Here is a 26,824-nt window from a genome sequence, read left to right as displayed (position 1 = left end):
AACATGAAGGTTGGTGGTTGATGGTCCCAAGTAATAGTAATAGCGATTGATGAATTTCCCTATATTATGAAAGAAAGCTCGGCCCAGAACATAAGACTTAACCCATATAAAAAGAAAAGACTCTAAGCCAATCGGCTTGGAGTCTTTTTACTGAAAATAATTATATTAGGTAGAATCCAATCCCCATAATGACATAGGCGGCAAGTAAGGTCAGACCTTCGAACCAGTTGGTTTCACCATCGTTGGAAATGACAACCATCAATAATACCGATGAAACCATCGCGATTAGTTCCTGCCAGCTGAATAGTAACGGCATAGATTTTTCGTATAACAAGGAAATTAACACTAAAACCGGGGCAACAAACATCGCAACCTGCAAAGTGGAGCCAATGGCGATTTCCACAGCTACGTCCATTTTATTTTTAAAGGCCATTAACACCGCTGAGGCATGCTCTGCCGCGTTTCCGACGATAGCCACAATGATAATCCCAATAAACAGCTCCGACCAGCCAAAGGATTCCGCCACAAATTCGAAGGTATGAACGAGATTCTCGGAAATGTAGGCAACCGCAAGCGTTGCTATAAGCAACACCAGGATGGCTCTTCCTTTCCCCCATTCCGGCTCTTCATCATGATGCTGGGCCTCGTTATCACTTTGATAAACCCCACGATGCGTAACAAGCTTAAAAAATAAAGCTGCGAGGTAAAGCAGGATTAAAATAACCGAAATGCCGACACTCAGAGATAATTTCTTAGTATCATTCATATCCATTGAAAAAACCTCTGGAATAACAAATGCAATCATCACCGCAAACATTAGCAATCCGGAATTATGGCGGGCGTCATAGACATTAAACTTCTGCCGTTTGTATTTTAAGCCGCCGACAAAGAAAGACAGACCTGCCACGAGCAGCAAATTCCCGAGCACCGAACCTGTCAACGATGCAAGGACAACCCCGACAAGCCCCGCTTTTAAGGCAAATACGGAGATAATCAGTTCGACGGCATTTCCAAAAGTGGCGTTCAACAGTCCGCCGATGCGCGGCCCAGCCACAATGGCCAAGCTTTCCGTTGCCCGCCCCATATAGCTTGATAATGCAATGATTGTTAAACAGTAAATAATAAATAGGATAATACTTGGCCAATGCATCAGTGTCCCAATAACTGAAACGGGGACCCCGATAAATGTCAGCAGCATAAAAATTTTATTTGTCACCGATTTCCCTCCATATATGTATTTTAATCGCTTCTCTTTTTTATCTTTCTTTCCATTATGCCCAAATTTTTCAAACTAAAGATTACCATTTCAAGGAATGAACTTGCAACATTTTTCTTGCAAATAAAGCATAATCTGATTTACCATCATTAGGAAGAACGTCTGAAGTAGAGGAATATTCAATGAAAAATAATTATCGGTTTACAATCCTAGTCAGCATTGTGGCCATCTCGGGTTTCTCGCAGGGAATGCTGCTGCCGCTGATTGCGGTTATTTTTGAAAAAGGCGGGGTGTCTTCCTCATTAAATGGACTTAACGCAACCGCTCTTTACATCGGAATATTGTGTGTGGCTCCTTTTATGGAAATGCTATTACGAAAATATGGCTATAAACCAATCATTATTGTGGGCGGCGGGCTTGTGTTTACCGCACTTGCTTTATTTCCGTTATGGAAGGCCTTTTGGTTTTGGTTCTTCCTAAGGCTGATGATTGGAATTGGCGATCACGCCCTGCATTTTGCGACCCAGACCTGGATTACCTCCTTTTCGCCGCCAGATAAACTAGGAAGAAACGTTTCCTTGTACGGCCTTTTCTTTGGCATTGGTTTTGCCGCTGGTCCGCTGATGACACCGCTGGTCAATCTAAATGAAGCCCTGCCATTTATAGTATCTTCCATTCTTTGCTTAATCGGATGGGGATTTGTCTTTGTGCTTAAAAATGAATTTCCTGAACAGGAAGTGAAAATTAATTCCTTTTTTTCAACAGTCAAACAGTTTACAAAAGCCTTAAAATACGGCTGGGTTGCTTTTTTGCCTACGTTTGTTTATGGCTTCCTGGAAGCTTCCTTGAACGGAAGCTTTCCGATCTACGCCTTACGAATGGATTTAGCAGTATCGAGCGTATCCCTTGTTTTATCGGGATTTGCCATTGGCAGCATCATTACCCAGCTGCCATTAGGACTGTTAAGTGACCAATATGGGCGAAGGAAAGTTTTAATGACAGTTCTTTTTCTCGGCTTTTGCAGTTTTACAGCCGCCAGTTTTGTCGAGCATTCGTCATTTGGCTTATTCCTGACCTTCCTTGTCTCCGGCATGCTCGTCGGGTCTACTTTCTCATTGGGAATCAGCTTCATGGCCGATTTGGTACCGAGAAATTTGCTGCCGACCGGAAATTTACTATGCGGCATTTTTTACAGCCTTGGAAGCTTAGCCGGCCCTGTTATCGGCGGTTTATTCATTAAGTATTTTCAAAACGTCAGCTTCTTCTATATTATTAGTACGCTGTTGTTGTTTGTCTCCTTCACCATCTTTATGTTTGGAAAAAGAAACGTCTTTATTCCCCACCAAGAAAATTCTTAGCGCAAAACCGTATCCATCACATAAAATGTATGGTACAATGAAAATAAATAAGAATAATTCTAATTAGTAAGTTCTGCTGTCATCGCTTGATGACAGCTTTCGTGTTTTTTAGGGGTTGTGATTTTGATTATTTTTCTCAATTAGAATTCATTAAAGGAGGGTGAAAAAAATGGTGTCCGAAACAAAAGTTCTCACGAAGGGAATTCCAAAGACCAGTTTTCTAGAAAAAATAAAACCGCATGCAGAATTGATTGCTGCCGGGTTAAGTGGTGTCTTCATCCTTGCAGGCTGGCTTCTCGATAAAAACGGCCAAGAAGCAGAATCAATTGTTGCCTATCTGCTCGCATTCGTCATTGGCGGCTTTGCCAAAGCAAAAGAAGGCATTGAGGCAACCTATGAAAACAAAGAATTAAATGTTGAAATGCTGATGATTTTTGCCGCGATTGGTTCTGCTATTATCGGCTATTGGACAGAGGGGGCTATCCTCATCTTTATTTTTGCTGTCAGCGGGGCAATGGAAACCTACACGATGAATAAAAGCCATAAGGAAATTTCCTCACTCATGGAGCTGCAGCCTGAAGAGGCCGTTCTGATTTCCGGCGGTTTAGAAAAGCTGGTTTCGGTATCTGAACTGCGGGTCGGCGACCTAATTCTCATTAAACCGGGCGAACGGGTTCCGGCCGATGGAATGATTGTCAAAGGGCATACAAATATCGACGAAGCAGCGATTACCGGTGAGTCAATGCCTGTTTCCAAAGGCGAACAGGAAGAGGTGTTTGCCGGAACTGTGAATCTGTCCGGTGCTATTACTGTCAATGTTTCTAAGGAAAGCAGCGATACTCTTTTTCAAAAAATCATTCAGCTCGTGCAATCGGCCCAAAGTGAAAAGTCGCCGTCACAGCTTTTCATCGAGCGCTTTGAGGGAACATATGTTAAGGTGGTCCTGCTAGTAGTATTGGCGATGTTCTTCGTACCACACTTTTTGCTTGGCTGGGACTGGCACGAATCCTTTTACCGGGCGATGATTTTATTGGTGGTAGCCTCCCCATGTGCGCTGGTGGCTTCGATTATGCCTGCCACTTTATCGGCTATTTCCAATGGAGCAAGGCACGGAATATTGGTAAAGGGCGGAGTCCATTTGGAAAACCTCAGCCATTTAGGAGCCATTGCTTTCGATAAAACCGGTACTCTTACAAAAGGCAAACCGGTTGTGACTGAAGTGATCGTCAAGGATGGGCTTGATAAAGACAGCCTTATTTGGAAAGCGGCTTCGATTGAAAGTCATTCCAATCACCCGCTTGCGCAGGCGATTGTGAAATATGCGAAGAAAAACTTTTCTAAGGAGTTATTTCACCCTGACAGCCTTGAGGACGTCCCAGGCTGGGGAATTAAAGCGGTAGTAAATGGGGAACAGTGGAAGATTGGTAAAGCTGCGTTTGTTGGGAAAGAACTAACAGAGAAATTCGCGGACGGTCTTGCAAAAGATCTTGCGAGCCAGGGCAATACCCTTGTTTATGTGGAAATTGACGGAGAATTAAGTGCCGCAATAGGCTTAAAGGATGTTGTCCGCGAAGAAACAAAGCTTGCTATTGACCACTTAAAAAAACAAGGCATTCATACGATTATGCTAACCGGTGACAGTGAAAAAACGGCGAGGGCGATTGCCGCAGAAAGCCACGTATCGGAATACTTCGCCGAATGCCTGCCGGAAACAAAAGTGGAGTATCTGAAAAAGTTAAAAGACAAATATAAAAATGTCGCCATGGTCGGTGACGGTATCAACGATGCCCCGGCACTCGCCATTGCCAATGTCGGGATTGCCATGGGTGAAGGATCGGATGTGGCCCTGGAAACGGCAGATATTGTTCTTATGAAAAACGACCTGCCAAGGATTTCAGAAGCCATTCGGTTGTCACAGCGAATGAACCGGATCATTAAGCAAAATGTTATTTTTTCGATTGCGGTCATCATGGTGTTGATTTCGTCAAACTTCTTTCAGATTATCGACTTGCCATTTGGCGTCATCGGCCATGAGGGCAGTACAATTCTGGTCATTTTAAATAGTTTACGGCTTTTAAAATAAGAATGCGGGCGCACTTCGCAAGTTGGCAGCGGTTATCCGCGAGTTAGGGCGCGTTATCCGCAAGTTGGGGCCGCCTATCCGCAAATTAGGCAATCATTAAGGACCGGGTACAAAAGTACCCGGTCCTTTTCTATAACTATAACCATTAATGGTATCCGTTTGACCCATTAGCGGATCCTGATGTCTTATTTCCTTTGCTGCCCTTGCCTTTTTGTTTCGTGCCGCCGTCTTTTTTTGTATGTTTTGTCATCGTCCAAACCTCCCTAGTAATGAAGTAGTCCCCAATCCTAGTTTGGACAGATAAACGGTTTTCATAAAGGTAAGTATTAGCAGTTAGAACGGTTTTCTTCACTGAAAAATGCATTAATTTCGCCGCCTAAAATGATGATAAAGGCTGAAATGTACAGCCAAAGCATCAACACAATAATTGCTCCAATACTACCGTAGGTAACCGAATAATTGCCGAAATTCCCCACATAGTAAGATAAACCAAGCGAGGAAATGATCCAGCCGACAGTCGCAAAGGCGGCACCCGGAAAGGCACTCCGGCAGCGAAGTTTAACATTTGGAGCCACCCAGTATAGTCCTGTAAAAATTAGAAATAAAATAATCGCGCTAACAGCCAGACTTAATGTATTCCAAAGTTTTAAAAATTCACTTGAATAGCCAAATTGCGAAAATAAAAACAGGCCTATTTCCCTGCCAAACACCGGCAATACGATGGCGACAATAAAAACGATTACCATTCCGAACGTCAGCAAAATGGCCATGCCGCGGGAAACGATAAAGGAACGACTTTCTTCGACATTATATGCCTTGTTAAAAGCCCTCATAATCGCATGAATTCCATTAGAGGACGACCAAATCGTCCCGATTACCCCGAAAGAAAGCAATCCGCCATTCCGGTGACTCATGATTTCACTTATATTTTTTTCAATCAATTTCATAGCATCTTCCGGCGCAAAGCCGCTTATGATCCCTAAAACATCATGTTCGTGAAAAGGGAGATAGGGCATTAGGGTAAAAATTACAATTAAAAGCGGAAACAGTGAAAGAAGAAAATAATAGGCTAACTGCGCACTCATTCCCGGAAGATCATCCTCGTCAATTCGGTGCCAAAGCAGGCGGATTAACGAAGATCGAACATTTCCTTTGTCCTTCATTATCACTTCTCCTTTATTTATTTGAATTCTTTTTCATCAAAGATTTCCTCAACAAAGTCGGCATCCACATCATCTCTGAAAGTTTTCTTTGTCTCCTTGATTGTCTCGGTCACTTTAGGTGTCAGGTCGCGAAGCTCATCCACCTTATCCATGATATAGGAGATATCTTCTCCCGCCTGTTCGACGGTATCAATAATTTTCTCTGCCGTTTCCTTTACCTTCCCGACCATTTCACCCGGATGCCGGACAATATGGGACACCTTTCCGGAAACTCTGCCCACGTGTTCTTTCATAATTCGCCGGGTTTGTTTATCGAACATACTGACCGCTCCGCCAGCAATGGCTCCAATGAGCATTCCCTGCCAAAATTTATTCTTTGTCATCTTAACCTCTCCTTGCTTAATCATAAAAATGAATGAAAATTATTCCAATGATTTTTCCTATCATTTATTTTGCTTTATCTAGAGAGGGTATGCAAGTCTGACCCTAATTTTTCTATGTTGACATCATTCAGTGAACATGAAAAGATGGACATATGAATTCCGAAAGGGTGACCGCGAAAATGGATTTATCGTTGAAGTCGGTAGAAAATGTTGAATATATGATTGAGCAAATTAAAGAGAAGTTAAAGGTTTTGAATCTAGGCGCAATTAAACCTTCCCATTTTGATGAGGAAATGTATGAAGAGTTGAAAGAGATTTATGAAATGGTAATGAAAAAGAATTCCTTCAGCCCTAATGAAATGCAGGCTCTAGTTGAAGAATTGGGAAACTTGCGTAAAAAATAAAAACAGACCTCGAATGAGATCTGTTTTTTATTTTTTAATCTTGATCAGTTAAAATGATCGGGCCATCTTTGGTGATGGCGATTGTGTGCTCATATTGGGCGGAATAGGTGCTATCGACGGTCCTTGCTGTCCATCCGTTTGAATCCATTTTGGTGAATAATAATCCGATATTCACCATTGGCTCAATCGTAAATACCATTCCCTCTTTAATTCTTGGGCCTTTACCTGGCAAACCGTAATGCGGTACATCCGGCTTTTCATGAATCACTGCTCCAATCCCATGTCCGATAAAGTCGCGGACAACCGAGAGTCCTTCACTTTCCACATAAGTCTGAATGGCATGACCAATATCGCCAATCCGGTTGCCTGGAACCGCTTGTTCAATTCCCTTGTACAAGGCTTCCTTTGTGACTTTTAACAAATGCTTAGTCTCTTCGGAAACCTCGCCAACTGCGTAAGACCATGCTGAATCAGCCAAGGCTCCGTTGTAATTAACAACCATATCAATCGTGACGATGTCCCCTTCCTGCAATGGTTCTTTGCGCGGGAAGCCATGGCAGATTTCATCGTTAATACTTGCGCATGTTGCGTATTCGTAGCCCTTATAACCTTTTTGTTCCGGAGTGGCATTATGCTTTTTTAAAAATCCCTCTACAAACTGGTCAATTTCCCAAGTGGTAATCCCTGGCATCATCATTTTTGCAATTTCTTTGTGACAGGCAGCGAGGATTTCCCCTGCCTTTTTCATTGCTTCGATTTCTCGTTGTGACTTTAAGACAATCATGTAATGTTCCCCTGCCTTTTTGAATAAATTCTTTTGTCTGGAGACCTATTTGTGCGAATGCTGGTATATAAAAAACGATTACTATATGACATTTTTGGCAACACTTTAATATTAACGCTAACGGACTTATTTTTCAAAACTACTTTCTCAATGTAAAAATTAATTATGCAAATTTCGATAATTTGCCATATTCCTTTGTTCTTAATATGGTACTCTCAAATTCTTTTTGATAGAATGATGTTATAAATTATTTTTAGGTGTGTGAGAATCCATGATAGGTGACCGCGTAAAGAAATTCCGCCAAGAGAAGAAGATGTCACTTTCTGAACTAGCAGAGCAGGCAGGTGTTGCAAAATCCTATTTAAGCTCGCTTGAGAGAAACCTTCAAAAAAATCCGTCCATACAGTTTCTTGAAAAGATTGCCGGTGTATTAAACATTCCGGTTGAGCATTTAATACATGAGCAGATTGACAAGACGGCATTGGACAATGATTGGATGAATTTAGTAAAGGAAGCCATGACCTCCGGTGTTTCAAAAGATCAATTCCGCGAGTTCTTGGAATTCAATAAATGGCGGAACAATCAAAGCAACAGCTAATATGAGCAAAAATAAAGCACCCTACAGAATGCTTAATTCTTGTAGGATGCTTTTTGCTTTTGATATGTATGAAACTGTTCAGATTTGTTGTTACCGCTAAGGAAATTTCTTATTTCCTCTACCGACAATCCAATTTTCTTAGCTTCCATAATTAGTGTCAACCAATCTCTGTCAATCTTCTCCATCTGCTCTATCCCCATCTTCATTTTAACAACCCCCTAAAATACTTACCCGTATTTCAGGCAGCCCGGCCATCATAGCTTCTCTCTATTTCCACCGTAGATCCTCGGCTTTGCGTCCCTGACTTTCACCAGGTTTGCCTTTTCTGAAATTTCCTATTTATTATTAGTCCTTAAATTCTAGGCCTAAATTCACATTATTATTTAGTAAGTTCATTATATCTAGTCCTTTTTTAACATAGTGTTAGTTTTTGTCAGCGTTTTTCATATTCTGAACCTCCTTGTTAGACAAATTTAGTCAAGTTTCCGCAACTTTTCCTTCAATTTCCATCCCTTTAAAGCGGAATATAAAAATAATAGAGCATTTGAAGTCGAATATTCTCCTAATTTGTGGGAAGAAAATTTTTCCTTCTTTATTTTTGGCTCTGATTTTATGACGAAAACATTTGTCTAATTTGTGACGATTAGCATATAATATTAACAACATAATAATATACAGAATATTGTTAATATTCAAATAGAGGTGATAGGCTTTGACCATTATTCATGTGTTAAACTTTTCAATCCCCATTGCTTTTATGGTATTTGCGGGTTATTTCTTAGACCGCATGTGCAAGCCTGCCAAATTAGAAGAAAAAGCTGGTGAAGAGGAATTGTAAAAATTCTCTCCTCGCCAGCTTTTTTTGGCTAATCAGAATTTATTTAAACCGTTTTTCTACCTTTTGTTCGTAATTTTTAAAAATGGACGAATTTGTTTTCGCCCCTCGTTTTGACATCAATTGATTAAAGCGAAGAAGCTTTTCATTTAACTTTTTTTGCAAATCTTCCTTCTTACCGCTGTCGTCACATTTTTTGATGAGATCCTCGATGGTCATCATCTCTTTGCGTAAATGGTTTTCTTCTTCTGAAAAGCCTGCATTTTTCATGATTTTGTAAGCCATGCGCAGTTCTTCTGGAATACCTGATAAATCTTCAAGCTTCAGCGGTTTTCCATATCCAGGAAGATTTTCAAATTCCCCATCTTTGTATGCTTTTTTAATCCGATCTTCTGAGACAATATGAAACATATCCATGTTATTGCCCTCCTTTTTTAGCATACTCACTAGATTTATTATAACAAAGGTCCATTTTGGTTGAAAAATAAATCGGTAATGATTTCAGCTTTATTGGGGCATGCTACAAGCGATAACGAAAGGAGTGTTAGACTTGGCACGTGGAGAACATTTTAATCATAAAAACAAAAACCATCCGGGTGAATTCCCAAAGAACACCATGACCGCGAGTCATGCTGAGCAGGCAATTGGTGATGAAGAATTTATTGTCACCCAGGAGGCCTTTAAAAATAGAATTGAGGAAGAGGACACGCGGCAGGATACCGCCCGCCTGCTTCCTGAGCAGACAGAGTAAAAGGCGTGAAGAGTTTTCACGCCTTTTTACTCTGTTTTATTTTTCGAAGCTTAATTTCTTCATAAACTGAGAAAATTCCACAGTTTTCAGCCATTCTGCCAGTCTTTCGATATCCTTCGAGAAGATGCGGTCCTGCTTAATGGATGCCACCTGCTCCCGGCCTTTTTCATAGAAGTTCTTCGTATGGGTCGCCATTTTCTCTACACCGCGATATTCGACGGCCTGCATGGCGCAAATCATCTCAATCGCAAGGACCCTGCGAGTGTTTTGGATGATTTGATGTGCATGCCTTGATGCTATCGTCCCCATGCTGACATGATCCTCTTGGTTTGCCGATGATGGAATGGAATCCACACTAGCTGGATGTGCCAAAGTTTTATTTTCTGAAACAAGTGCAGCCGCTGCATACTGCATAATCATTGCCCCTGATTGCAGGCCTGGCTGCGGGCTTAAAAACGGCGGCAGATCGCTTAATTGCGGATTAACTAACCGTTCCACACGACGTTCCGAAATATTAGCAAGCTCTGCTACTGCGATTTTCATAAAGTCCATTGCAAAAGCAATTGGCTGCCCGTGGAAGTTTCCACCGGAAATGACCTTTTCTCCATCATCAAAAATTAGTGGATTGTCAGTCGCCGCGTTCATTTCGATTTCCAGCTTTTCTTTTACATAATCAAGCGCTTGCCAGGAAGCTCCTTGAACCTGCGGGATGCAGCGAAGAGAATAAGCATCCTGAACCCTCAGTTCTCCCTGCATCGTTGTTAATAAGCTGTCACTCAAATAGCGGCGAATTCTTGCTGCTGTATCAATCTGCTGCTGGTAGCCTCTGGCCACTTGAACCTCTTCTGCAAAAGCATCGAGAATTCCATTTAACCCTTCAATCGTCATGGAAGCAATCAGTTCGCTCTCAAAAGCAAGCTGCTCTGCTTCTAGGTATCCGACGACCCCCATAGCTGTCATGGCTTGCGTTCCGTTAATGAGAGCAAGACCTTCTTTAGCCTCAAGTGTTAGTGGGAAAAGACCTTCCTGCTGAAGTGCAATGCCTGCTTCCACACGCTCGCCTTTATAGAATACTTCGCCTTCACCTACAACAACTAATGCCAAATGGGATAATGGCGCCAAATCCCCGCTAGCCCCTAGTGAACCCTGCTGCGGAATAACCGGAATAATGTCTTTGTTAGCCAGCTCAATCAGTCTTTCAATGACTACCGGACGAATGCCTGAGTAACCTTTTAACAGGGCATTGGCACGAAGTACGACCATTGCTTTTGACACCACTTCTGGGAATGGCTCCCCGACTCCACAGGCATGCGAGCGGATTAAATTCAACTGCAGATCCTGCACATGTTCTTTATCGATAAGTACATCGCTGAACTTTCCAAACCCGGTATTGATTCCATAAACCACTCTACGCTCAGAAACAATTCGTTCCACCGCTTCCCTGCTTTTGGCTGCTGCCTCCATGCTTTGTTCCGAAGCGCCAACCTTTTGGCCGCGGTACAATACTTCCTTCATTTGCTCCAATGTTAGACTGTTACCTGTTAATGTGATCATTTCTCTCCACTCCTCTATTACTTTAGTAAGATAAAGAAAGAGGCTGGATTCCATTTCTGATTAGATTTGGAATCCAGCCTCTTTAATAAACGTTATAAAATTTTGAACGGTTCTTCGGCGCTGCCTCATGATTTTCCACCCATTCTAAAAATTATTATTAGTTTGATAATATTTTATGTGACAGATACCTTGCCTGTCAACAAAATTTTCTGAATTTTAGCACATTATCACTTTAGCAGGATAATGAATGAAAGAGGCTATTCATAAAGAAATTCAATCTTCATGAATAGCCCCATAAGTATGGTGTTAATCAAACTTCAACCCTTTTAACGCGTCAGCCAACGCACTATTCAAAGGTCCTTCATCTTTGTCCTGGTTCTTTAAATATTTTTGTACTGTCCGTTTATCCACTTTTCCGACGGATTCTTTTTTCCGGCGTTCCTGGAAAACAGAAAGTTTCTCACGATATCCACATTTACATGCGAAGATTTGGCCCTCACCCTCGCCACGCAGCTCAAGTTTTTTATGGCATTGTGGACAGCGCGCGTTTGTAACACGTGAGACATTTTTACGATGCCCACATTCCCGATCTTGGCAAACGAGCATTTTTCCCTTTTTGCCATTCACTTCAAGCATTGGTTTTCCACAGTCAGGACAATTTTTTGTAGAAATATTATCGTGCTTATATTTTTTATTACTTGCTTTAATTTCAGCCACGATTTCTTTCGTGTAGTTTTTCATTTGGCTGATAAACACTTCTTTTTTCAACTTGCCATGCGCAATTTGATCAAGCTTTTGTTCCCACTCCGCTGTTAAAGCAGGGGATTTTAGCTCTTCCGGCACTAAATCCAGCAATTGCCGGCCTTTGGAAGTAATATGAATGTCTTTGCCTCGTTTTTCGATTAAGAACGAGTTGAATAGCTTTTCAATAATGTCGGCTCGTGTTGCAACAGTTCCCAGTCCACCCGTAGATTTTAATGTTTCTGCGAGGTGTTTATTGGTTGTTTCCATGTACTTTACAGGGTTTTCCATTGCCGAAAGTAATGTCGCCTCATTAAATCGAGCTGGCGGATTTGTTTGTCCAGCCGTTTGGGCGATCAGTTTCACAATTAATGTATCGCCTTTTTCGATGCGAGGTAAAATCTGTTCTTTCAAATCATCTGACGCATCGTCATCTTCAAAGCGATTATTGTAAACTTCTTTCCAGCCACTTGAAATAATCGTTTTTCCACGAGCCACGAAGTTCTCATCACCGATTTTGGCTCGCAGCGTTAACTGCTCGTACTCGAATGCCGGGAATAATACCGCTAAGAAACGTTTGACGACTAAATCATAAATTTTACGCTCTTTATCTGTGAAGGCTGAGAAGTTTACATAGCTTTCTGTTGGTATTATCGCATGATGGTCTGATACTTTGCTGTCATCAACAAAAGCTTTAGAAGCTTTAATAGGCTTACTTAAGACCTTATTAGCTAATGGACGATATTCACCTATTGCACATGCTTTCAACCGTTCAGGGAGTGTTCCGACAATGTCAGAAGAAATGTAGCGCGAATCAGTACGAGGATACGTTAAAACTTTATGCTGCTCGTACAGCTTTTGCATAATGTTTAACGTTTCCTTAGCAGAGTAGCCAAAGATTTTATTCGCATCGCGCTGCAATTCTGTTAAGTCATAAAGACCCGGAGAAAAAGATTTCTTAGGCTTTTTCTCAATTTCCGTTACAATAGCGTTTTGTCTGCCAAGCTTTTTGACAATGGCCTCAATTTTTTCTTTATCGAAGCTTCGGCTGTTTCCTTTTGAATCCTGCCAAGTCAGCTTTAGTTGGTTGGATGTTTGGGCTTCAATGCCGTAATAGGATTGCGCTCTGAAGTTTTTGATTTCGTCCTCACGTGCTGCAATTATCGCAACAGTAGGTGTTTGTACACGTCCGCAGTTTAGTTGGGCATTGAACCTAGTCGTTAAAGCACGTGTTGCATTCAGCCCAATATACCAGTCAGCTTCTGAACGTGCGACAGCTGAAGCATATAAATTGTCATAAGACTTGCCAGGCTTCAAGTTTGCAAAACCATCTTTAATCGCTTTATCAGTAACAGATGAGATCCATAGACGTTTAATAGGTTTATTGACTTTTACTTTATCAATAATCCAACGTGCAACTAATTCTCCCTCTCTCCCTGCATCCGTGGCCACGACTATTTCGTTGACATCATTCCTAGTCAGTTGACTCTTAACGGCATTAAATTGTTTCCCGGTCTGCCTAATGACTGTTAACTTCATACGTTCAGGCAGCATTGGCAGGTCTTCTAATTTCCATGTTTTATATTTCACATCATAATCTTCTGGGTCAGCAAGCGTGACAAGGTGTCCTAGTGCCCAGGTAACGATATATTTCTCGCCTTCTAGATACCCATTTCCTTTTTTATTACAATGAAGCACACGTGCAATATCACGTGCGACAGAAGGTTTTTCAGCAATTACAACACTTTTTGCCATTTTTAAAACATCCTTTCAAATTACAGTAAGTTAAATATAGCATACGTCTCTAATGGATTCAGTAATTCCGAAACTTCAACTACATTATTGTTAAACAATGATAGGAAAGCTGTCTCTTTTTTTCTTGTATTCCCTTCCACTTGAATAGTATGATAAATTGGCACGATTTTTGGAAATGGAGATTTTTTAATGCGGATTAGAGATTGGGATACGAATTTAAAGGTTCGCCTGTTCGGTGAGGCGGCCATGAATATTACTTATTGGATGTTCTTTCCGTTTCTGTCGATATATTTTGCAGAGGAATTCGGCAAGAGCAAAGCTGGTTTGTTATTGGTTTTTTCACAACTATTTGCGGTGGCGGCCAACCTGTTGGGCGGCTACTGTGCCGACCGATTTGGGCGGAAACGAATGATGGTTCTCTCTGCCATCGGGCAAGGGTTTTCCTTTTTAGCTTTTTCAGCAGCAAGTTCTCCCTGGTTTCAGTCCCCAATACTTGGATTCGCAGCGTTTGCGGCGGCCGGTGTTTTCGGCTCCTTTTATTGGCCGGCAAGCCAGGCCATGGTTGCGGACTTAGTGGAGGAAAAACACCGCAGCCAGGTATTCGCCATATTTTATACATCTATCAATATTGCAGTAGTCATCGGCCCAATTTTAGGCGGGATTTTTTATGCCCATTACCGCTTTCAGTTATTGCTTGCCGCTGCGATTGTTTGTATGATGCTTGGCATTATTTTAGGAAAATTAACAAAAGAAACAGTGCCCGTTCAAAAAACTTCAGCTTTATCCGTCAACGGAAAATGGTACTATTTTATAATTAATCAATTTCGGGATTATGCAATCATTGTACGGGATAAAACGTTTCTCTTGTTTATCGTGGCGGGGGTTTTAGCCGGCCAAACATTTATGCAGTTGGACCTATTGTTTCCTGTGTATATGAAGGATGTTGTTCACAATCAAAATCTACTTTCTTTTGGGGATTGGTCATTTAAGGTTGGCGGCGAGCAAGCCTTTGGAATGGTGCTTGCCGAGAATGGCCTGCTGGTTGCGTTATTAACTGTCATCGTGACCAAATGGACAGCTAATTTTAATGAAAGAAATATTTTCGTATTTTCATCGGTTGTATACGGAGTTTCATTGATTCTGTTTAGCCAAACGCAGTGGATTTGGGGATTGATGTTGGCAATGGCGGTATTTACTTTTGCAGAATTGATGGGTGCAGGTCTCCAGCAAAGCTTTGTGTCCAAACTTGCCCCCGAACATATGCGGGGCCAGTACTTTGCGGCAGCGAGCCTGCGGTATACCATCAGCCGAACCATCGCCCCGTTGTCCATCCCGATGACCGTTTGGATTGGATACAACTGGACATTTTTTGTACTATTTTTGCTCACTCTCCTCAGCGCCTTCTTTTATTGGCTGATGTTTTATTCATTTGAAAAAGAATCTATTAAACTGGGATCCTAGCTGAGCAGGGTCCCTTTAATTAATGTTCAAATTTCAGACAAAAAATTGTACTAAATTATTCACAATTACCCCTTTTAGTATTATACTTAGAGTGTAAACATTACATATTTCAAAGGCGGTGGACAAAGTGGAATTGTCAACATTTATGGCTCCCACTTCATTGTCAGGCATTATTACATTTATCGTTTTATTTTCCGCAGGGGTATATTTTAATATAAAAGTTTATGGCAGCAAACTGCAGTAGGAACACTATTCCTGCTGTTTTTTTTTGCTTAAAACACTGCCCCTCTATCATTTTCTTTTTCAAAATAAAAACGCTACAATAAAGGAAGATTCTGATAAAGGAGATTATACATATATGAGCCATTTTCAAACTAACCTTGAAAAATACGCGGAGCTTGCAGTTAAAGTCGGCGTCAATATTCAAAAAAATCAAAGCCTATTGGTCAACGCTTCCTTGGACGCAGTCGAGTTTGTCCGCTTAATCGTTAAAAAGGCTTATGAAGCGGGCGCCCGCAATGTCATTGTCAACTGGGCCGATGATGTAGTTACAAGAACCAAATATGAACTGGCACCAGATGAGGTATTCAACGAATACCCGCAGTGGCGGGCTAAGGAAATGGAAGAATTGGTTGAGCAGGGTGCTGCCTTTATGTCGGTGGTGTCTTCAAGCCCAGACTTGCTAAAAGGCGTTGACCCGCAGAGGATTGCCAACTTCCAAAAGGCTGCCGGAAAAGCAATGACTAAGCATCGTCAAGCGATTCAATCAGACAAGGTCAGCTGGACTGTCGTTGCCGCAGCGTCCCCTGCCTGGGCTGCCAAAGTGTTTCCGAGCGAACCTGCCGAAAAGCAGGTTGAAAAGCTTTGGGATGCTATTTTTAAAGCAGTCCGTGTGGATGCTGAAAACCCGGTTGAAGCCTGGAAAAAGCATGATGAAACCCTTCATGAAAAAGTCACATACCTCAACGAAAAACGGTATGCAAAGCTTCATTACAAAGCACCTGGCACAGACTTAACAATTGAGCTGCCGAAAAATCATCTGTGGGTTGGCGCAGGCAGTGTCAATGAAAACGGTGTAGAGTTTATGGCCAACATGCCAACAGAAGAGGTCTTTACGGTTCCATTAAAAACTGGCGTAAACGGCACCGTCACAAGCACGAAGCCGCTCAGCTACAGCGGAAATATCATTGACCGTTTTTCAATTACCTTTGAAAAAGGCAGAATTGTCGGGGTAAAAGCTGAAGAAGGCGAAGAAGTTCTGAAGCATCTTGTGGAAACCGATGAAGGCTCCCACTATCTTGGTGAAGTGGCACTAGTTCCGTATAACTCGCCAATCTCCCAATCTAACATTCTGTTCTTCAACACATTGTTTGATGAAAATGCCTCAAACCATCTTGCTATCGGAATGGCATATTCTTTCTGTATCGAAGGTGGCAAAAAAATGTCTGCCGATGAATTAAAGGAAAACGGGCTAAACGAGAGCATCACTCACGTTGATTTCATGATTGGATCGACTGAAATGGACATCGATGGCATTACCGCAGATGGACAGACAGAACCTATTTTTAAAGCAGGAAATTGGGCGTTTTAATCCAATCAAAAATCAAAAATGAAAGAGCAGGCACTCTAAGGCCTGCTCTTTCTCTATTGACTATAAATAACCGTACCATCCGGCTTTTTCATAATCTCATCACGCATTTTGTTTAGCTTTGATACAGGATCATTCGGAATCAGTATTCCCAGCAACTTTGAAATCCCCAGCGTGTTCAATAAGCTTTCTTCGATCTTTACCAATTGGTTAGTCAGAGTCGTGTCTGCCGGACATACCTGATTTAGGTCAACCTTTTTTGTTAATGCCTCATCGATTAATTGCAAGCCCAGTTCCTTCGTGATTACACCGTTTGCAGACTGAAGCTTTGAACAAACTGTCTGCACCGTCTGATTTGCCGTATTAACCGTACCGTTTACCACCGGTTCTAGCGGTTTGATGACAGGCTCCAACTGCTGCACGACCGGTTCTAGCGGTTTTAGTGCAGGCTTAAGTGGATTTAAAGCTGGTTCCAGCGGCTGCAATACTGGATCCAAGACGGTTTCTACAGGTCTCAAAACCGGGTCTAGTACACTAACAATCGGGTCTAACGGTTTTAAAACAGGCTCTAATGGCTTTGTCACTGGACTTAGCGGGTCCGTGATTCCACCAATTACGTCCTGAAGCGGGTCAGTAATTTTTCCAACCAGATCCTCCGAAGCCCCAGCAGTGTTACTATCAGCACAGGTAAGCGGCAGGTGTCCCGACATGATTTTTTCAATTTCCTTTTTCAATTGCTCCAAAGGAAGCTTGCTTAAATCTTGAAGGATTTGCAGCTTGCCCGGCTTTTCAGGGCCAGCGTTTCCTGAAACCGTTTTTAGTGTCAATTGATTGATGACGCTGTCATCTGACTCCATAAAGTGAGCCACCATCGTAACATTTTCCATCCCTAGCTGTGGGACTGTTTCTGCCGCATGGATACAGGCTCCTTTAAAGGAAATGGCCGAGATATCAACTGTCATTCCATATACGGTAACTGGTCCTTTTGCATTTAAGAAAATGCTTATTGGTCCGTTGCCGGAATTAACCCGCTTTGTTAATTTCATACCATATATCGTAGCCGATTTATATTTAATTTGCAGCATCGGCTTTTTGTCAGTTGCAGATGTTTCTCGCTCTACAATGGAAGCTGACATCCCAGTCCCAACCACTCGGTCTGCCTCAATGATAAAGCCTTCCATATCGGTTGTTGTTTCTGCCCTAGCACCGTAACTGAAAGAGAAGAGCGAGAAAAACATGATCGCAACACTGCAGCTTATCAAGAAAGATTTGTTTTTCCACCACATAATTTGGTCTCCTTTAGAAGGTGAAGGTGTGTTGAACGGTTTCTTCGACACCGCTTGACCTTGTAGACTTCACTTTAGCCGGTCCCAAGTGCCATGCTGTCAAGAGCGAACCTCCGATAATTCCAAAGATTGTTCCAAAGAGAAACCCGCCTAACGCCCCAATTACAGATAATATCGATAGGAATATTGTAAAAATCCCTAGAATTCGTGACGCATTAGGGAAAAATAAGGCAATGATTCCGATTAACGTTATCATCCCGCCAAATAATAAACCAATAACGGCAATCGACCCAGGAAGGAAGGTGCTTAAATATAAGTTTAACGGTACCCATAAAATCATCAGCCCGCTTATAATTGTTAGCATGGCACCCCAAAACGGCCGCTTTTTTCGCCATTTTTTCATACTAGTTCCCTCCTTATTTTTTAATTCTTTCTACAGTCAGCTTCATACCGTTCATATTAATCGTTTTCTGGAAAAGGTAATGCGTTTTCAATTTGGCGTGTTCCAAGATAATGGTCGAAGATTTTTGCTGGAATTGCTTTTGCCAGTCATCACTGTGATTCTCCTCGAGGACCAGGTTCTGGAACTTGGCATCTGCTTCAATAAGGCCGGCATCATGCTGCAGTCCGCTGATTTGAACTGGCTTGGAAGCCTGAATTTTGACTCGTATCCACTCACTGCCTACCTTAAAATCCTTGTATAATTGCAAATTGGTAATCGTTAGATTTTCAATAAGGTTTGTTCCTTGTGGTGCAGAATCCTCTGAGCTTGTTTCCCCCATCTTTGGATAGAAGGTATACCCTGTGCCTTCTAATTTATCAAACTCAACATAGAAATCACCTACACCCGCAATTGGCACTGCATAAGCGACACCAGAAATGCCGAATGACACTAACAGCAGTCCCAGAGCTAAAAACCCCGCTGTCAATGCTGACCAGAAAGCTTTCTTACTAATTGTTCCTTCAAGTTGAACTGGATTTTCCATAAAAACCCTCCTACAATTCCGAATATTTAAATAATAATTACTTACTTTACCTTACACTTCTTTTTAGACAACTACAATCACTGAAAATATCGGAAATTTATAAGGACCCCCGTCAAATGTCGGGGTAATACTACTAAGGGCGTATTGGAAATTTTTCCAATCCATATTATTATATAAATATAGATTGTCCGGAGGTGGAAGCTTTATGGAAGAAAAAGTGGAGCGGCTCTTATTAAAAGGACTTTCCATTCTTTACGAGCTAAGTTCACCCTTTTTAAAAGAGTGGAAGATACTTATGCCTTCATTAAAATATCGCAATCAAAGTTTAGTTGATGAAATTGATGTCATTATTCAGTTTGCTATTAAAGATGTATTTCAAAATAAAAGCCTTAATGCTGATTCTTTTATCCTATCCTTGCTTGCCGAATGGCAAAAGCGTTTTTCCAGCAAGCATGATGAATATGAAGCCCTTTCTCTTGTCACAACCATTGAAAATATGTTTCACAAGCTTCTGGACAGAAATCCAGAGTCCACATTTCTTGACCATCAGGCCATCCAAGCTTTTTTCATTAGAATACTAGACCAGGCACTTCTTAGTCAGGACATGGAATACCGAAACGAAAACAGCGCAAAAATCATTATTGAAACTAATGTTCTCCCTCTGAAGTGGGTTGCCATTGTGAAAAAAGACAAAGAAGAGTATGTCATCGATAGCGTTGTCTGTTCCGATGAGAATCCAGTAGACGGCCATTTGCTTGAAATGTGTAAAAGCTTAAAGGCTCGGGAAATCGGCCACCTATCCATTGCAATTGAAAGATTAATAGGCCAAAACTCGGGTGATTCTCCCCTTATCCAAATTCCTTGCTTAAATGACACCCTGCTTATTTGCCTTGAGAATGAGAATTTTCAAGTAAAAGAACAGCAAATCGATTTTATTAGGGAAATGTATCTTCATCAGCTAAAGCTTTACCATTTGGAAAGCAAAATTGATTGGAAAAATACTTCGCTTTTATTTTTACAGCACCTGCTTCTTTCCCGCAGTGCAGGCGATGCTGTTAATGCGATTACGACAGGCCTGGTTGAATATATGCCATTCGAACGCTGTGCCTTATTTTTATATAATCAGTATGAAGAAAAAGGGATTGGTGTTTCCGGTCATAATGTCAGCACATCGTCCGTCCAGCAAATTAGGGAGGAGATTTTTAAACTTCCCCTAATTAAAAAGTATCTAAATTCGTTAACGCATTCACAGCCTCTCTTTTTTTCCAATGCCGCAGAAGTGCTGCCAGAAAAATATATTCATGAATTTAAACTTCGCTCGTTAGTTGTGCTGCCTATTTTTGTTCCGACAAAAAACAAACTGATTGGAATCGCCATCTTGGACCAAGGGGAATATTCTGATTTTCTTGTGTCGAATCAAACCTTAACCACACTAATTAAATTTGGCCATTACGCTGGGGAGTTGTTGTTTTCCATTTGGGATGAGGCTCTCCAGCAGTTCGGAAGCTTTGACACACTGTTAACACCTAGGGAGAAAGACGTGCTAAAACTGATTGCCGAAGGAGCTTCCATTAGTGAAGCAGCTAAGGAGCTCCATTTAAGCAGCTACACAGTGCGTGATTATGTGTCGGTTATTATTCAAAAACTAGAGGCAAAAAACCGGACGGATGCGGCTGTCAAGGCGATTAAAATGAAATTAATTTCTTAGGTCTTTGGTCGGGGTTGCAGAAGTTTGCACTTATGGGTACAATTTTATATTAGCCATTAAGTGGAGGTAGAATTGTATGTGGAATGAATTTAAGCAATTTGCGATGAAAGGCAATGTCATCGATTTAGCAGTCGGTGTTATTATCGGCGGAGCGTTTGGGAAAATCGTCTCATCATTAGTTGCCGATGTGATTATGCCAATCATTGTATTGTTGACCGGGAAAGTGGACGTTAAAGACCTGGCCTATAAAAGTGTTAAATACGGTCAATTTATCCAAAATGTCATCGACTTCTTTATTATCGCCTTTACAATATTTCTATTTGTAAAATTTCTTAACCGCTTTAAGAAGAAGAAGGAAGAGGTAAAAGTGGAGGTAAAAGTCGACCGGACTGAGGAATTGTTAGCTGAGATTCGCGATTTGCTAAAAGAAGACAAAGTTTTTTTACGAAAAAATGAAACTCCTTGACCACTTTTTCGTATATCTTTAATGTAAGCAAATTATTTATGAGGTGAAGATAAATTGTATAATACACAAACTTCGACTGAAATGATGCCATCGGTATTACGGACGTTTGCGTTATCCCTTGCCATTGCCTTTGTTGGAACGATGGCCGGTGTTTATGTTCCTCCTGCCTTATTTATGCCATTAGCTATTTTAGAATTCATCATGATTCTTGCTGCTGTTTTCTTTAGAAGAAGGAAAGCCATCTCTTACTCTTTCCTTTATGTCTTTACGTTTATTTCGGGAATTACCCTGTATCCGATTGTCGCTTATTACGCAGCAACTGCCGGTGCCAATGTTGTTGTCATGGCGTTTGCTACAACAACCGTCGTATTTGGAGGAATTTCCATTTATGCGGCTAAATCCAAACGGAACTTCTCGTTCCTTGGCGGATTTCTGCTCGCTGCCCTGCTTGCGTTAGTAGCAATTTCCATTTTCAACATTTTCTTTCCGTTAAGCTCAACCGGGATGCTTGCCTACTCCTTCATCGGGGTACTGGTATTCAGCGGATATGTCCTTTTTGACATCAGCCGAATGAAGCATTACGGTGTACGCCCGGAAGATGTTCCAATGATGGCGTTAAGCCTGTACCTAGACTTTGTCAACCTATTCATCAGCATCCTGCGTATTTTCGGGATTTTGAATAGCCGTGATTAATTTCATATAACAAAAGGAGCTTGAGAACACACTCAAGCTCCTTTTGTTATATAAGTTCCAACCCCCGTTGAATTAATTGTTTGATGGAAGGGCCCCAACCCATTTGGTGAAGTGTTCTTATTAATCCTTGAACATTAGAATGGCCTGCATCATGTAATTGATAAAGTTCCAGAATTTCCAACCGCAATAACCACTCTTTTGGATAGTTGTCATCAAGGAGAGCTGTAATTTTCCCTACCTCCGAGGCATTCCAATTAGAGCTTTCGCGAATTTGGCGAATCGATTCATAAAGGCTTTCAAGTTCGGTTTCACAATCCCTTACCGTTTCTTCTTCAAGCGGTATTGCAGGCTGCATATCAAAAAAGGAGTATGGATCGGCGGCACCTGCAAAAACGGATGTAATTCCCGCCCCGACAGCCATGTCAAAGGTTCCCCAATCGGGCTTAAATAAAAGTTGATTCTTATGCCTTACCGTACAATCCTTAAATGAAATGAGAATCGGTTTCCCCTCAGCAAGCAGAATCTTCGTAACTATCCCTTCCACTTTAATACCACTTTCAAAACACAGGCTTGTTGGGCTATCCTCGTAAATTCCCAAGGCATGCAATTGTTCCGTTTTGCAATCCTCCAGAACAATCCCGTCTGCTAAGCGGCCAATCGGTGTTCCAAACCCTTTTCGGTGGGTTTCCGTACTATGACCTGTTAACTGTATATCATCAAAGGATAAGGCTGTCGGCCCGTTTGTCCGGAAATAAACGGCTTCCTCCCTGTCATCCTTAATCAACTCAGCCAGCGTCCCAGTTATCTGCAGGCCTGAGGAAAAAACAATCGTGGCGATTGCTTCCGTTCTTAATGCTTTTTCAAGGCTTTCCGTACCGCCTTTCCTGAAGGCCATTGTTTCGGCGAATTCATCAATTTCCGCAGCTAATTCTGCAAAGCTGCTACATACAAATAACTGTGGCTGCGGCTTGGTCACATCATACGGGGTGTGGATACATCCCTCAACGGAAAAGGGAATTTTCCGTACATCATCTGCAAGACAGCTTTGGCTTTCACCTACTGAAGAAAGAAGCCCTGCCCCGTAAATTTTTGGATAATCTAGGTCGCCAATTAATCCGTATTCAACCGTCCACCAGAAAAGCCGGGAAACTTTGTCGGCCTCTGTTAATCCCTTTACCTTCTTTCTTGCCTCGGCAACCCTATTCTCTGCTTCCCTTACCTGCTCGGGAGTAGATTTTGGGTCTTCTGCTACAATCGTTAAATGGCGTACCGCTTTAAATACCTCCAGCTTTTCCTTGCTTGAGAGAGCCTTTGCCCCCATTTCCCCTATTTTTCTAACAAACTCGCGGTATGATGGGTCCAAGAGAATAGGAGCATGTCCTGCCGCCTCATGGATAATATCCGGTGCAGGCGTATATGCGATATTTTCAATTTTTCGTATGTCTGTCGCGATTGGCAGAATGCGGTTTTCTAGAAAGCTATAAAAAGCGGCACCAGGAATCAAACCATCTATTGCTACAGCCCCCCAGCCAACTTGTGCTAATTTTTCATTCATTTCCTCAACCCTCGGAATCGATTCTATATTAATTCCAGAATCTTTCAATCCTTTTACATAAGCGGAATGAGCAATATTCTTCAAATAAAAATGGTTTTGCCGCATGACAAAACGCCAAACAGCGTGGTTAATCGGCGTATACTGCCGATAGTGCTGCTTGGCGATATATTGCTGCAGGTGGACAGGAATCTTTTTACTCACTGTGACCTTCCCCTTTTTTAAAAAATATTTATCTATAAAATATTATTCAATTTAGCGTTTTTAAAGTACTTTTGTCTAGTGTTCCATTGTTTTTGGAACAGTCCCCTTCATAAAAAAGGTAAGTCCAATTTTTTTGCAAACAGTAGCATAATGCATCAAGAACAATAACACCGAGCCTGTATTCATGCCAATAATGACTCCATTCATTCTCCACTCATACATCGAGCCAAGCCAAAGAATCAGAGCGAAGCCAATGACCGTCGACCAAATAATATGGAAAAACGCCTCTTTAATCATATCCAGTCCAATCATAAACGCCTGAAGCGGCATGATGAAGTAATGGAATAAGAAAAACGGCCAGAGCAACTGAAGATAAATAGCCGATGTTTCTGATTTAAAAAATAAAGAGGTTAACTCGGGTGCAAAAAAGTAAAAAATCGTAACTGCCGCAATACCATAGAAGAAGGTAAGGACCATTACCTGCTGAAGCATCTTTCTAAGCGATGAGTAATCCCGGTCAGAATGGGTTTTCGAGACGGCCGGGATTAGTACGATCAGCAAGGAGTGGGCTATAAACGCCGGGAAAAAGCCGATCGACATCGCCACTCCCATCAGCATCCCAAACTGTTCAGTCGCCGCTGTGTGAGTAAGGCCGGCATGGACTAGGGCCGCTTTGATAATAAAGGGCTGGATGGCACCCGTAAAAGCCGAAAACAAGCGCATGCTAGTGGTTGGAATAGAGACCGCCATTAAATTTTTCCTGACAAGCTTGCGATTGAGATTAGAAAACGGCTGGCGTTTCACGTGGTGATATTGAATCATGAACATGTAAATTAAATAAAGAAAGACGACAACTTCACTGCCAATCAGCGTCCCAAGGGCCACTAGCAAGGAGGTCTCAGCGTTAAATTCAAAAAAGCGGAACAGCGCAAACAAAAGCCCAAGCTGGACGGCTTTCCTGAGGAAATTAGAAATCGCAATCTTTCCCATTTGCTGCTTGCCCATAAAATAGCCTCTGGCAACAGAGGTAAAGGAAATCACCGGTATTAAGAGGAGCACAAGCCACCTGATGTATGGATGGTAGGTATCAAATACCGGGATAAACGGTATCAGCGCGGTTCCTGCCAGCAATAAGATACTTGTGAAGACAATTGTAAGTGTTATCGCATGATAGAGGATATTCCGATGATATCGTTCTTCTCTTTCCGCGACAAATTTCGAAATTGAGACAGGCAATTCAAAACTCGAAAGCAAGACAATGAGAAAAACGGTCGGAAGAATAGACATATACAGCCCGAGACCATGGGATCCCAATTCCCGCGCCAGGATCATATTAACCAAAACTTCAATTCCTTCACCTAAAAAAGCGGTTGCCGCCAAAAAGAAAATACCCTTGTAGTAAACAGCCATTTTGGATTCCCCTTTATCAATCTCACTTTTATAAACTTATGAGACAAGTTCTCGGATTAGTAGGGGATTTTTTCGGCGAATAAAAAAAAGGGCGCGTGGCCCTTTATGCTGTTGTTGTTACTGTTCGTTTTCTAATAAACCAAGTCATGAGAATAATGACGAGTACCAATGTTATTTGGGTTATGGTCGTTTCCATAGTAGGGTAAAGCCCGAGCCAATCAATAAACGGCAGGTTTTGAACCGTACTAGTTGGCAGGATGTTGGAAATTTGCAAAGCATGAATGCTGATTCCAAGAATTTTAAAGGCCAAGAAGTAGATTAAGATAGTAGCCACTTTAAAAAATAGGCTGATCGGTATTTTCACGCTGTAGTGAATAATCGCAAAGCCTACAACAGCGAGAATGGCAATGGCCAGCACGACACCAATCACAAGCTGCTGCAAACTGATATAAGGAGTTATTCCAGCATAGAAGATAATCGTCTCTGCCCCTTCGCGGAATACTGACAAAAAGCTGATAAAAGCAAAGGAAATAAGACTCCCTTTGGCAATCGCCTGCTGCATCTGTTGGTTAATTAACTTATTCCAACTGCCGATACTTGATTTATTATGCAGCCATGCGCCCACTGTCAGCATCATGATCACAGCCACTACTCCAGTAATTCCTTCGATATATTCCCGGCTCGAAGCTGCTGTAATGTTTGAAAAAATGATATTGATAATGACCGCCAAAACCGCACTCGCCACAATCCCAGCTGCTACTCCGCCCCAAATCCACTTTTGTTTCGCTGTCTGGCCCATTTTCTTTAAAAAAGCTAATAGCGTAGCAACGATTAATAAGGCCTCCAGCCCTTCACGCAATAGAATCAAGGCGGCATCCCATAAGGAATAGTTCATTTTGCTGGTTAAAGGCTCCAACCGCTCATTAAGATCCTTTACAACGTCCAGCGCTTTTTGGGAATCCACTGTTTTAGAGTTTAAAATACTGATGGCTGTTGGAACTTTCGTTTCGAGGTCGCTGTAAAGCTTACTGTCTCTCGTTTGCACATCGCCTTCGACCATCGGCCAGATAGTAAGAACTTCATTTAATTCATTTGAGGCCAGCGGATATTGTTTACCTGCAATCTGTTTTTCTGCTTTAGTTAATAGATTGGCTAGGTCCGTTAATGTGTAGCTCTCATTACCCTGTTTAGGAATCTTGCCAGCTAAAAAATCTTCAACCTCTTTTTTTAGAAGCTTTAGATTTTGTCCTGCCTTGTCAAGATCGGCCGGCTCTTGGGTAATCCCAATCCGGATAAGAGCCATATATTTTTCAATGTTCCCGTACGCAGTAATACTTGAATCATGAACAATTTTTTCCGATGCAGTCCACTGATTCATGAGAGTCTGGTATTGTGCTTTTAGTCCCTCTGAGTTCCCCTGTGTGATGGACTGCTGAAATTTTTCAATCTGCAGCAGCATCGCTTTTACCTTTTCTTTTTCCTTGGCTTTGTCAACCGGGTTCTGTTCCTGATCGTATTTCACGACAGAACTGGAAAGAGTAGATAGGCTTTTCGAAAGCGTTTCTAGATTTACATTCTTGTTTTTTAGCAGGCTCTGAACCTCTTTAAGCTCTTGATCCACATTTTTCGCCTGTTTACTATCCGTCTTCTTTAAGGAATTCCACTCCGATGCAAATGATTCAATGTTTTTGGAAACTTCAGCAGTATCACCTGCTTTTGCCTTCATAAGGCTGTCACCAATCAAAACAAAAAGCTCATCATGATTTTCTGCTGCTGTTCCATGATAGGCTGGCTGGAAAAATAAAACCAACGCCAATATTAGTAAAAATGGTCTCCACATGTTAA

The 26,824-nt window shown here is 41.8% G+C and carries 25 protein-coding genes and 1 riboswitch; of the genes, 11 read left to right on the top strand and 14 right to left on the bottom strand.

The genetic code is table 11. The features are described 5' to 3' along the window. Nucleotides 1-160: 160 nt before the first annotated feature. Nucleotides 161-1,216 (bottom strand): calcium/proton exchanger, encoded by a 1,056-nt coding sequence (cax, locus tag ACZ5B7_RS06155; RefSeq protein ID WP_423801157.1) that lies wholly within the window; start codon nt 1,214-1,216, stop codon nt 161-163. 182 nt (nt 1,217-1,398) lie between these two features. Here cax and ACZ5B7_RS06150 point away from each other — a divergent pair, with 182 nt between their 5' ends. Beyond that, nucleotides 1,399-2,574, top strand: coding sequence for an MFS transporter (locus ACZ5B7_RS06150; protein WP_464493098.1), 1,176 nt, complete (start codon nt 1,399-1,401; stop codon nt 2,572-2,574). Nucleotides 2,575-2,743: 169 nt separating this feature from the next. Continuing rightward, the gene (locus ACZ5B7_RS06145) at nt 2,744-4,657 is read left to right on the top strand and encodes a heavy metal translocating P-type ATPase (RefSeq protein ID WP_464493097.1); all 1,914 of its coding nucleotides are present in this window, start codon (nt 2,744-2,746) and stop codon (nt 4,655-4,657) included. Between the two features lie 326 nt (nt 4,658-4,983). Here the strand turns inward: ACZ5B7_RS06145 and ACZ5B7_RS06140 are convergent, their stop codons facing one another. Together ACZ5B7_RS06140 and ACZ5B7_RS06135 are read right to left on the bottom strand one after the other, a co-directional pair. Further along, a complete protein-coding gene (locus ACZ5B7_RS06140; RefSeq protein ID WP_213146572.1) occupies nt 4,984-5,820 on the bottom strand; it encodes a YihY/virulence factor BrkB family protein in 837 nt (278 codons plus the stop codon). A gap of 17 nt (nt 5,821-5,837) precedes the next feature. Continuing rightward, nucleotides 5,838-6,203, bottom strand: a complete 366-nt coding sequence (locus ACZ5B7_RS06135; protein WP_464493096.1) for a YtxH domain-containing protein — start codon at nt 6,201-6,203, stop codon at nt 5,838-5,840. A gap of 179 nt (nt 6,204-6,382) precedes the next feature. On the opposite strand from ACZ5B7_RS06135, the gene ACZ5B7_RS06130 reads away from it, so the two are divergent. After that, nucleotides 6,383-6,607: a DUF1128 domain-containing protein gene (locus ACZ5B7_RS06130; RefSeq protein ID WP_213146570.1), complete on the top strand. Its 225-nt coding sequence runs from the start codon at nt 6,383-6,385 to the stop codon at nt 6,605-6,607. Between the two features lie 34 nt (nt 6,608-6,641). On the opposite strand, the gene map is transcribed toward ACZ5B7_RS06130, so the two are convergent. Next, a complete protein-coding gene (gene map, locus ACZ5B7_RS06125; protein WP_464493095.1) occupies nt 6,642-7,391 on the bottom strand; it encodes a type I methionyl aminopeptidase in 750 nt (249 codons plus the stop codon). Nucleotides 7,392-7,662: 271 nt separating this feature from the next. Between map and ACZ5B7_RS06120 the strand changes: the two genes are divergently transcribed. Continuing rightward, on the top strand, nt 7,663-7,989 hold the full coding sequence (locus ACZ5B7_RS06120) for a helix-turn-helix domain-containing protein (RefSeq protein WP_464493094.1): 327 nt from the start codon (nt 7,663-7,665) through the stop codon (nt 7,987-7,989). A gap of 32 nt (nt 7,990-8,021) precedes the next feature. On the opposite strand, the gene ACZ5B7_RS06115 is transcribed toward ACZ5B7_RS06120, so the two are convergent. Beyond that, entirely contained in the window at nt 8,022-8,195 is a 174-nt protein-coding gene (locus tag ACZ5B7_RS06115; protein WP_464493093.1) for an anti-repressor SinI family protein, read from the bottom strand. Between the two features lie 32 nt (nt 8,196-8,227). Then, a riboswitch (cyclic di-GMP riboswitch) is annotated at nt 8,228-8,320 on the bottom strand. Nucleotides 8,321-8,701: 381 nt separating this feature from the next. Here ACZ5B7_RS06115 and ACZ5B7_RS06110 point away from each other — a divergent pair. Further along, entirely contained in the window at nt 8,702-8,827 is a 126-nt protein-coding gene (locus ACZ5B7_RS06110; RefSeq protein ID WP_464493092.1) for a hypothetical protein, read from the top strand. 39 nt (nt 8,828-8,866) lie between these two features. Here ACZ5B7_RS06110 and ACZ5B7_RS06105 read toward each other — a convergent pair whose 3' ends face one another. Continuing rightward, nucleotides 8,867-9,241 carry a DnaJ family domain-containing protein gene (locus ACZ5B7_RS06105; RefSeq protein WP_464493091.1) on the bottom strand — a complete coding sequence of 125 codons (375 nt, stop codon included), beginning with the start codon at nt 9,239-9,241 and terminating at the stop codon, nt 8,867-8,869. Nucleotides 9,242-9,374: 133 nt separating this feature from the next. On the opposite strand from ACZ5B7_RS06105, the gene ACZ5B7_RS06100 reads away from it, so the two are divergent. After that, nucleotides 9,375-9,575: a hypothetical protein gene (locus ACZ5B7_RS06100; protein WP_464493090.1), complete on the top strand. Its 201-nt coding sequence runs from the start codon at nt 9,375-9,377 to the stop codon at nt 9,573-9,575. A 36-nt stretch (nt 9,576-9,611) separates the two neighbouring features. Here the strand turns inward: ACZ5B7_RS06100 and hutH are convergent, their stop codons facing one another. Both hutH and ACZ5B7_RS06090 read right to left on the bottom strand, forming a co-directional pair. Next, the gene (gene hutH / locus ACZ5B7_RS06095; RefSeq protein ID WP_464493089.1) at nt 9,612-11,129 is read right to left on the bottom strand and encodes a histidine ammonia-lyase; all 1,518 of its coding nucleotides are present in this window, start codon (nt 11,127-11,129) and stop codon (nt 9,612-9,614) included. A 306-nt stretch (nt 11,130-11,435) separates the two neighbouring features. Further along, nucleotides 11,436-13,625 (bottom strand): DNA topoisomerase III, encoded by a 2,190-nt coding sequence (locus ACZ5B7_RS06090; RefSeq protein ID WP_464493088.1) that lies wholly within the window; start codon nt 13,623-13,625, stop codon nt 11,436-11,438. 189 nt (nt 13,626-13,814) lie between these two features. Here ACZ5B7_RS06090 and ACZ5B7_RS06085 point away from each other — a divergent pair, with 189 nt between their 5' ends. Together ACZ5B7_RS06085 and ACZ5B7_RS06080 are read left to right on the top strand one after the other, a co-directional pair. Continuing rightward, nucleotides 13,815-15,086: an MDR family MFS transporter gene (locus ACZ5B7_RS06085; protein ID WP_464493087.1), complete on the top strand. Its 1,272-nt coding sequence runs from the start codon at nt 13,815-13,817 to the stop codon at nt 15,084-15,086. A 358-nt stretch (nt 15,087-15,444) separates the two neighbouring features. After that, the gene (locus ACZ5B7_RS06080) at nt 15,445-16,677 is read left to right on the top strand and encodes an aminopeptidase (protein WP_464493086.1); all 1,233 of its coding nucleotides are present in this window, start codon (nt 15,445-15,447) and stop codon (nt 16,675-16,677) included. Nucleotides 16,678-16,730: 53 nt separating this feature from the next. Here the strand turns inward: ACZ5B7_RS06080 and ACZ5B7_RS06075 are convergent, their stop codons facing one another. From ACZ5B7_RS06075 to ACZ5B7_RS06065, 3 genes are read right to left on the bottom strand one after another with little or no spacing between them, the layout of a single operon-like run. Beyond that, nucleotides 16,731-17,960: a hypothetical protein gene (locus ACZ5B7_RS06075; RefSeq protein ID WP_464493085.1), complete on the bottom strand. Its 1,230-nt coding sequence runs from the start codon at nt 17,958-17,960 to the stop codon at nt 16,731-16,733. Nucleotides 17,961-17,973: 13 nt separating this feature from the next. Then, nucleotides 17,974-18,363 carry a DUF6114 domain-containing protein gene (locus ACZ5B7_RS06070; RefSeq protein ID WP_213118156.1) on the bottom strand — a complete coding sequence of 130 codons (390 nt, stop codon included), beginning with the start codon at nt 18,361-18,363 and terminating at the stop codon, nt 17,974-17,976. Between the two features lie 13 nt (nt 18,364-18,376). Beyond that, on the bottom strand, nt 18,377-18,946 hold the full coding sequence (locus ACZ5B7_RS06065) for a DUF6230 family protein (protein WP_464493084.1): 570 nt from the start codon (nt 18,944-18,946) through the stop codon (nt 18,377-18,379). Between the two features lie 205 nt (nt 18,947-19,151). Here ACZ5B7_RS06065 and ACZ5B7_RS06060 point away from each other — a divergent pair, with 205 nt between their 5' ends. The 3 genes from ACZ5B7_RS06060 (at nt 19,152) to ACZ5B7_RS06050 (ending at nt 21,813) form a co-directional block, all read left to right on the top strand. Next, nucleotides 19,152-20,654 carry a response regulator transcription factor gene (locus ACZ5B7_RS06060; RefSeq protein ID WP_464493083.1) on the top strand — a complete coding sequence of 501 codons (1,503 nt, stop codon included), beginning with the start codon at nt 19,152-19,154 and terminating at the stop codon, nt 20,652-20,654. Nucleotides 20,655-20,730: 76 nt separating this feature from the next. Further along, nucleotides 20,731-21,120, top strand: coding sequence for a large conductance mechanosensitive channel protein MscL (gene mscL / locus ACZ5B7_RS06055; RefSeq protein ID WP_464493082.1), 390 nt, complete (start codon nt 20,731-20,733; stop codon nt 21,118-21,120). A gap of 81 nt (nt 21,121-21,201) precedes the next feature. Beyond that, nucleotides 21,202-21,813: a Bax inhibitor-1/YccA family protein gene (locus tag ACZ5B7_RS06050; RefSeq protein WP_464494441.1), complete on the top strand. Its 612-nt coding sequence runs from the start codon at nt 21,202-21,204 to the stop codon at nt 21,811-21,813. A gap of 46 nt (nt 21,814-21,859) precedes the next feature. On the opposite strand, the gene ACZ5B7_RS06045 is transcribed toward ACZ5B7_RS06050, so the two are convergent. The 3 genes from ACZ5B7_RS06045 to ACZ5B7_RS06035 form a co-directional block, all read right to left on the bottom strand. Beyond that, complete coding sequence (locus ACZ5B7_RS06045) at nt 21,860-23,569, bottom strand: aromatic amino acid hydroxylase (RefSeq protein ID WP_464493081.1); 1,710 nt, start codon at nt 23,567-23,569, stop codon at nt 21,860-21,862. Nucleotides 23,570-23,644: 75 nt separating this feature from the next. After that, nucleotides 23,645-24,979, bottom strand: coding sequence for a polysaccharide biosynthesis protein (locus ACZ5B7_RS06040; RefSeq protein ID WP_378587143.1), 1,335 nt, complete (start codon nt 24,977-24,979; stop codon nt 23,645-23,647). Nucleotides 24,980-25,082: 103 nt separating this feature from the next. Next, nucleotides 25,083-26,819 carry an FTR1 family iron permease gene (locus ACZ5B7_RS06035; RefSeq protein ID WP_464493080.1) on the bottom strand — a complete coding sequence of 579 codons (1,737 nt, stop codon included), beginning with the start codon at nt 26,817-26,819 and terminating at the stop codon, nt 25,083-25,085. Nucleotides 26,820-26,824 lie beyond the last annotated feature (5 nt).

It is taken from the genome of Neobacillus sp. S1115, assembly GCF_055385565.1.
The sequence above is the reverse complement of the archived record's forward strand: the minus strand, read 5'-3'. Positions and strand labels throughout refer to the sequence as shown.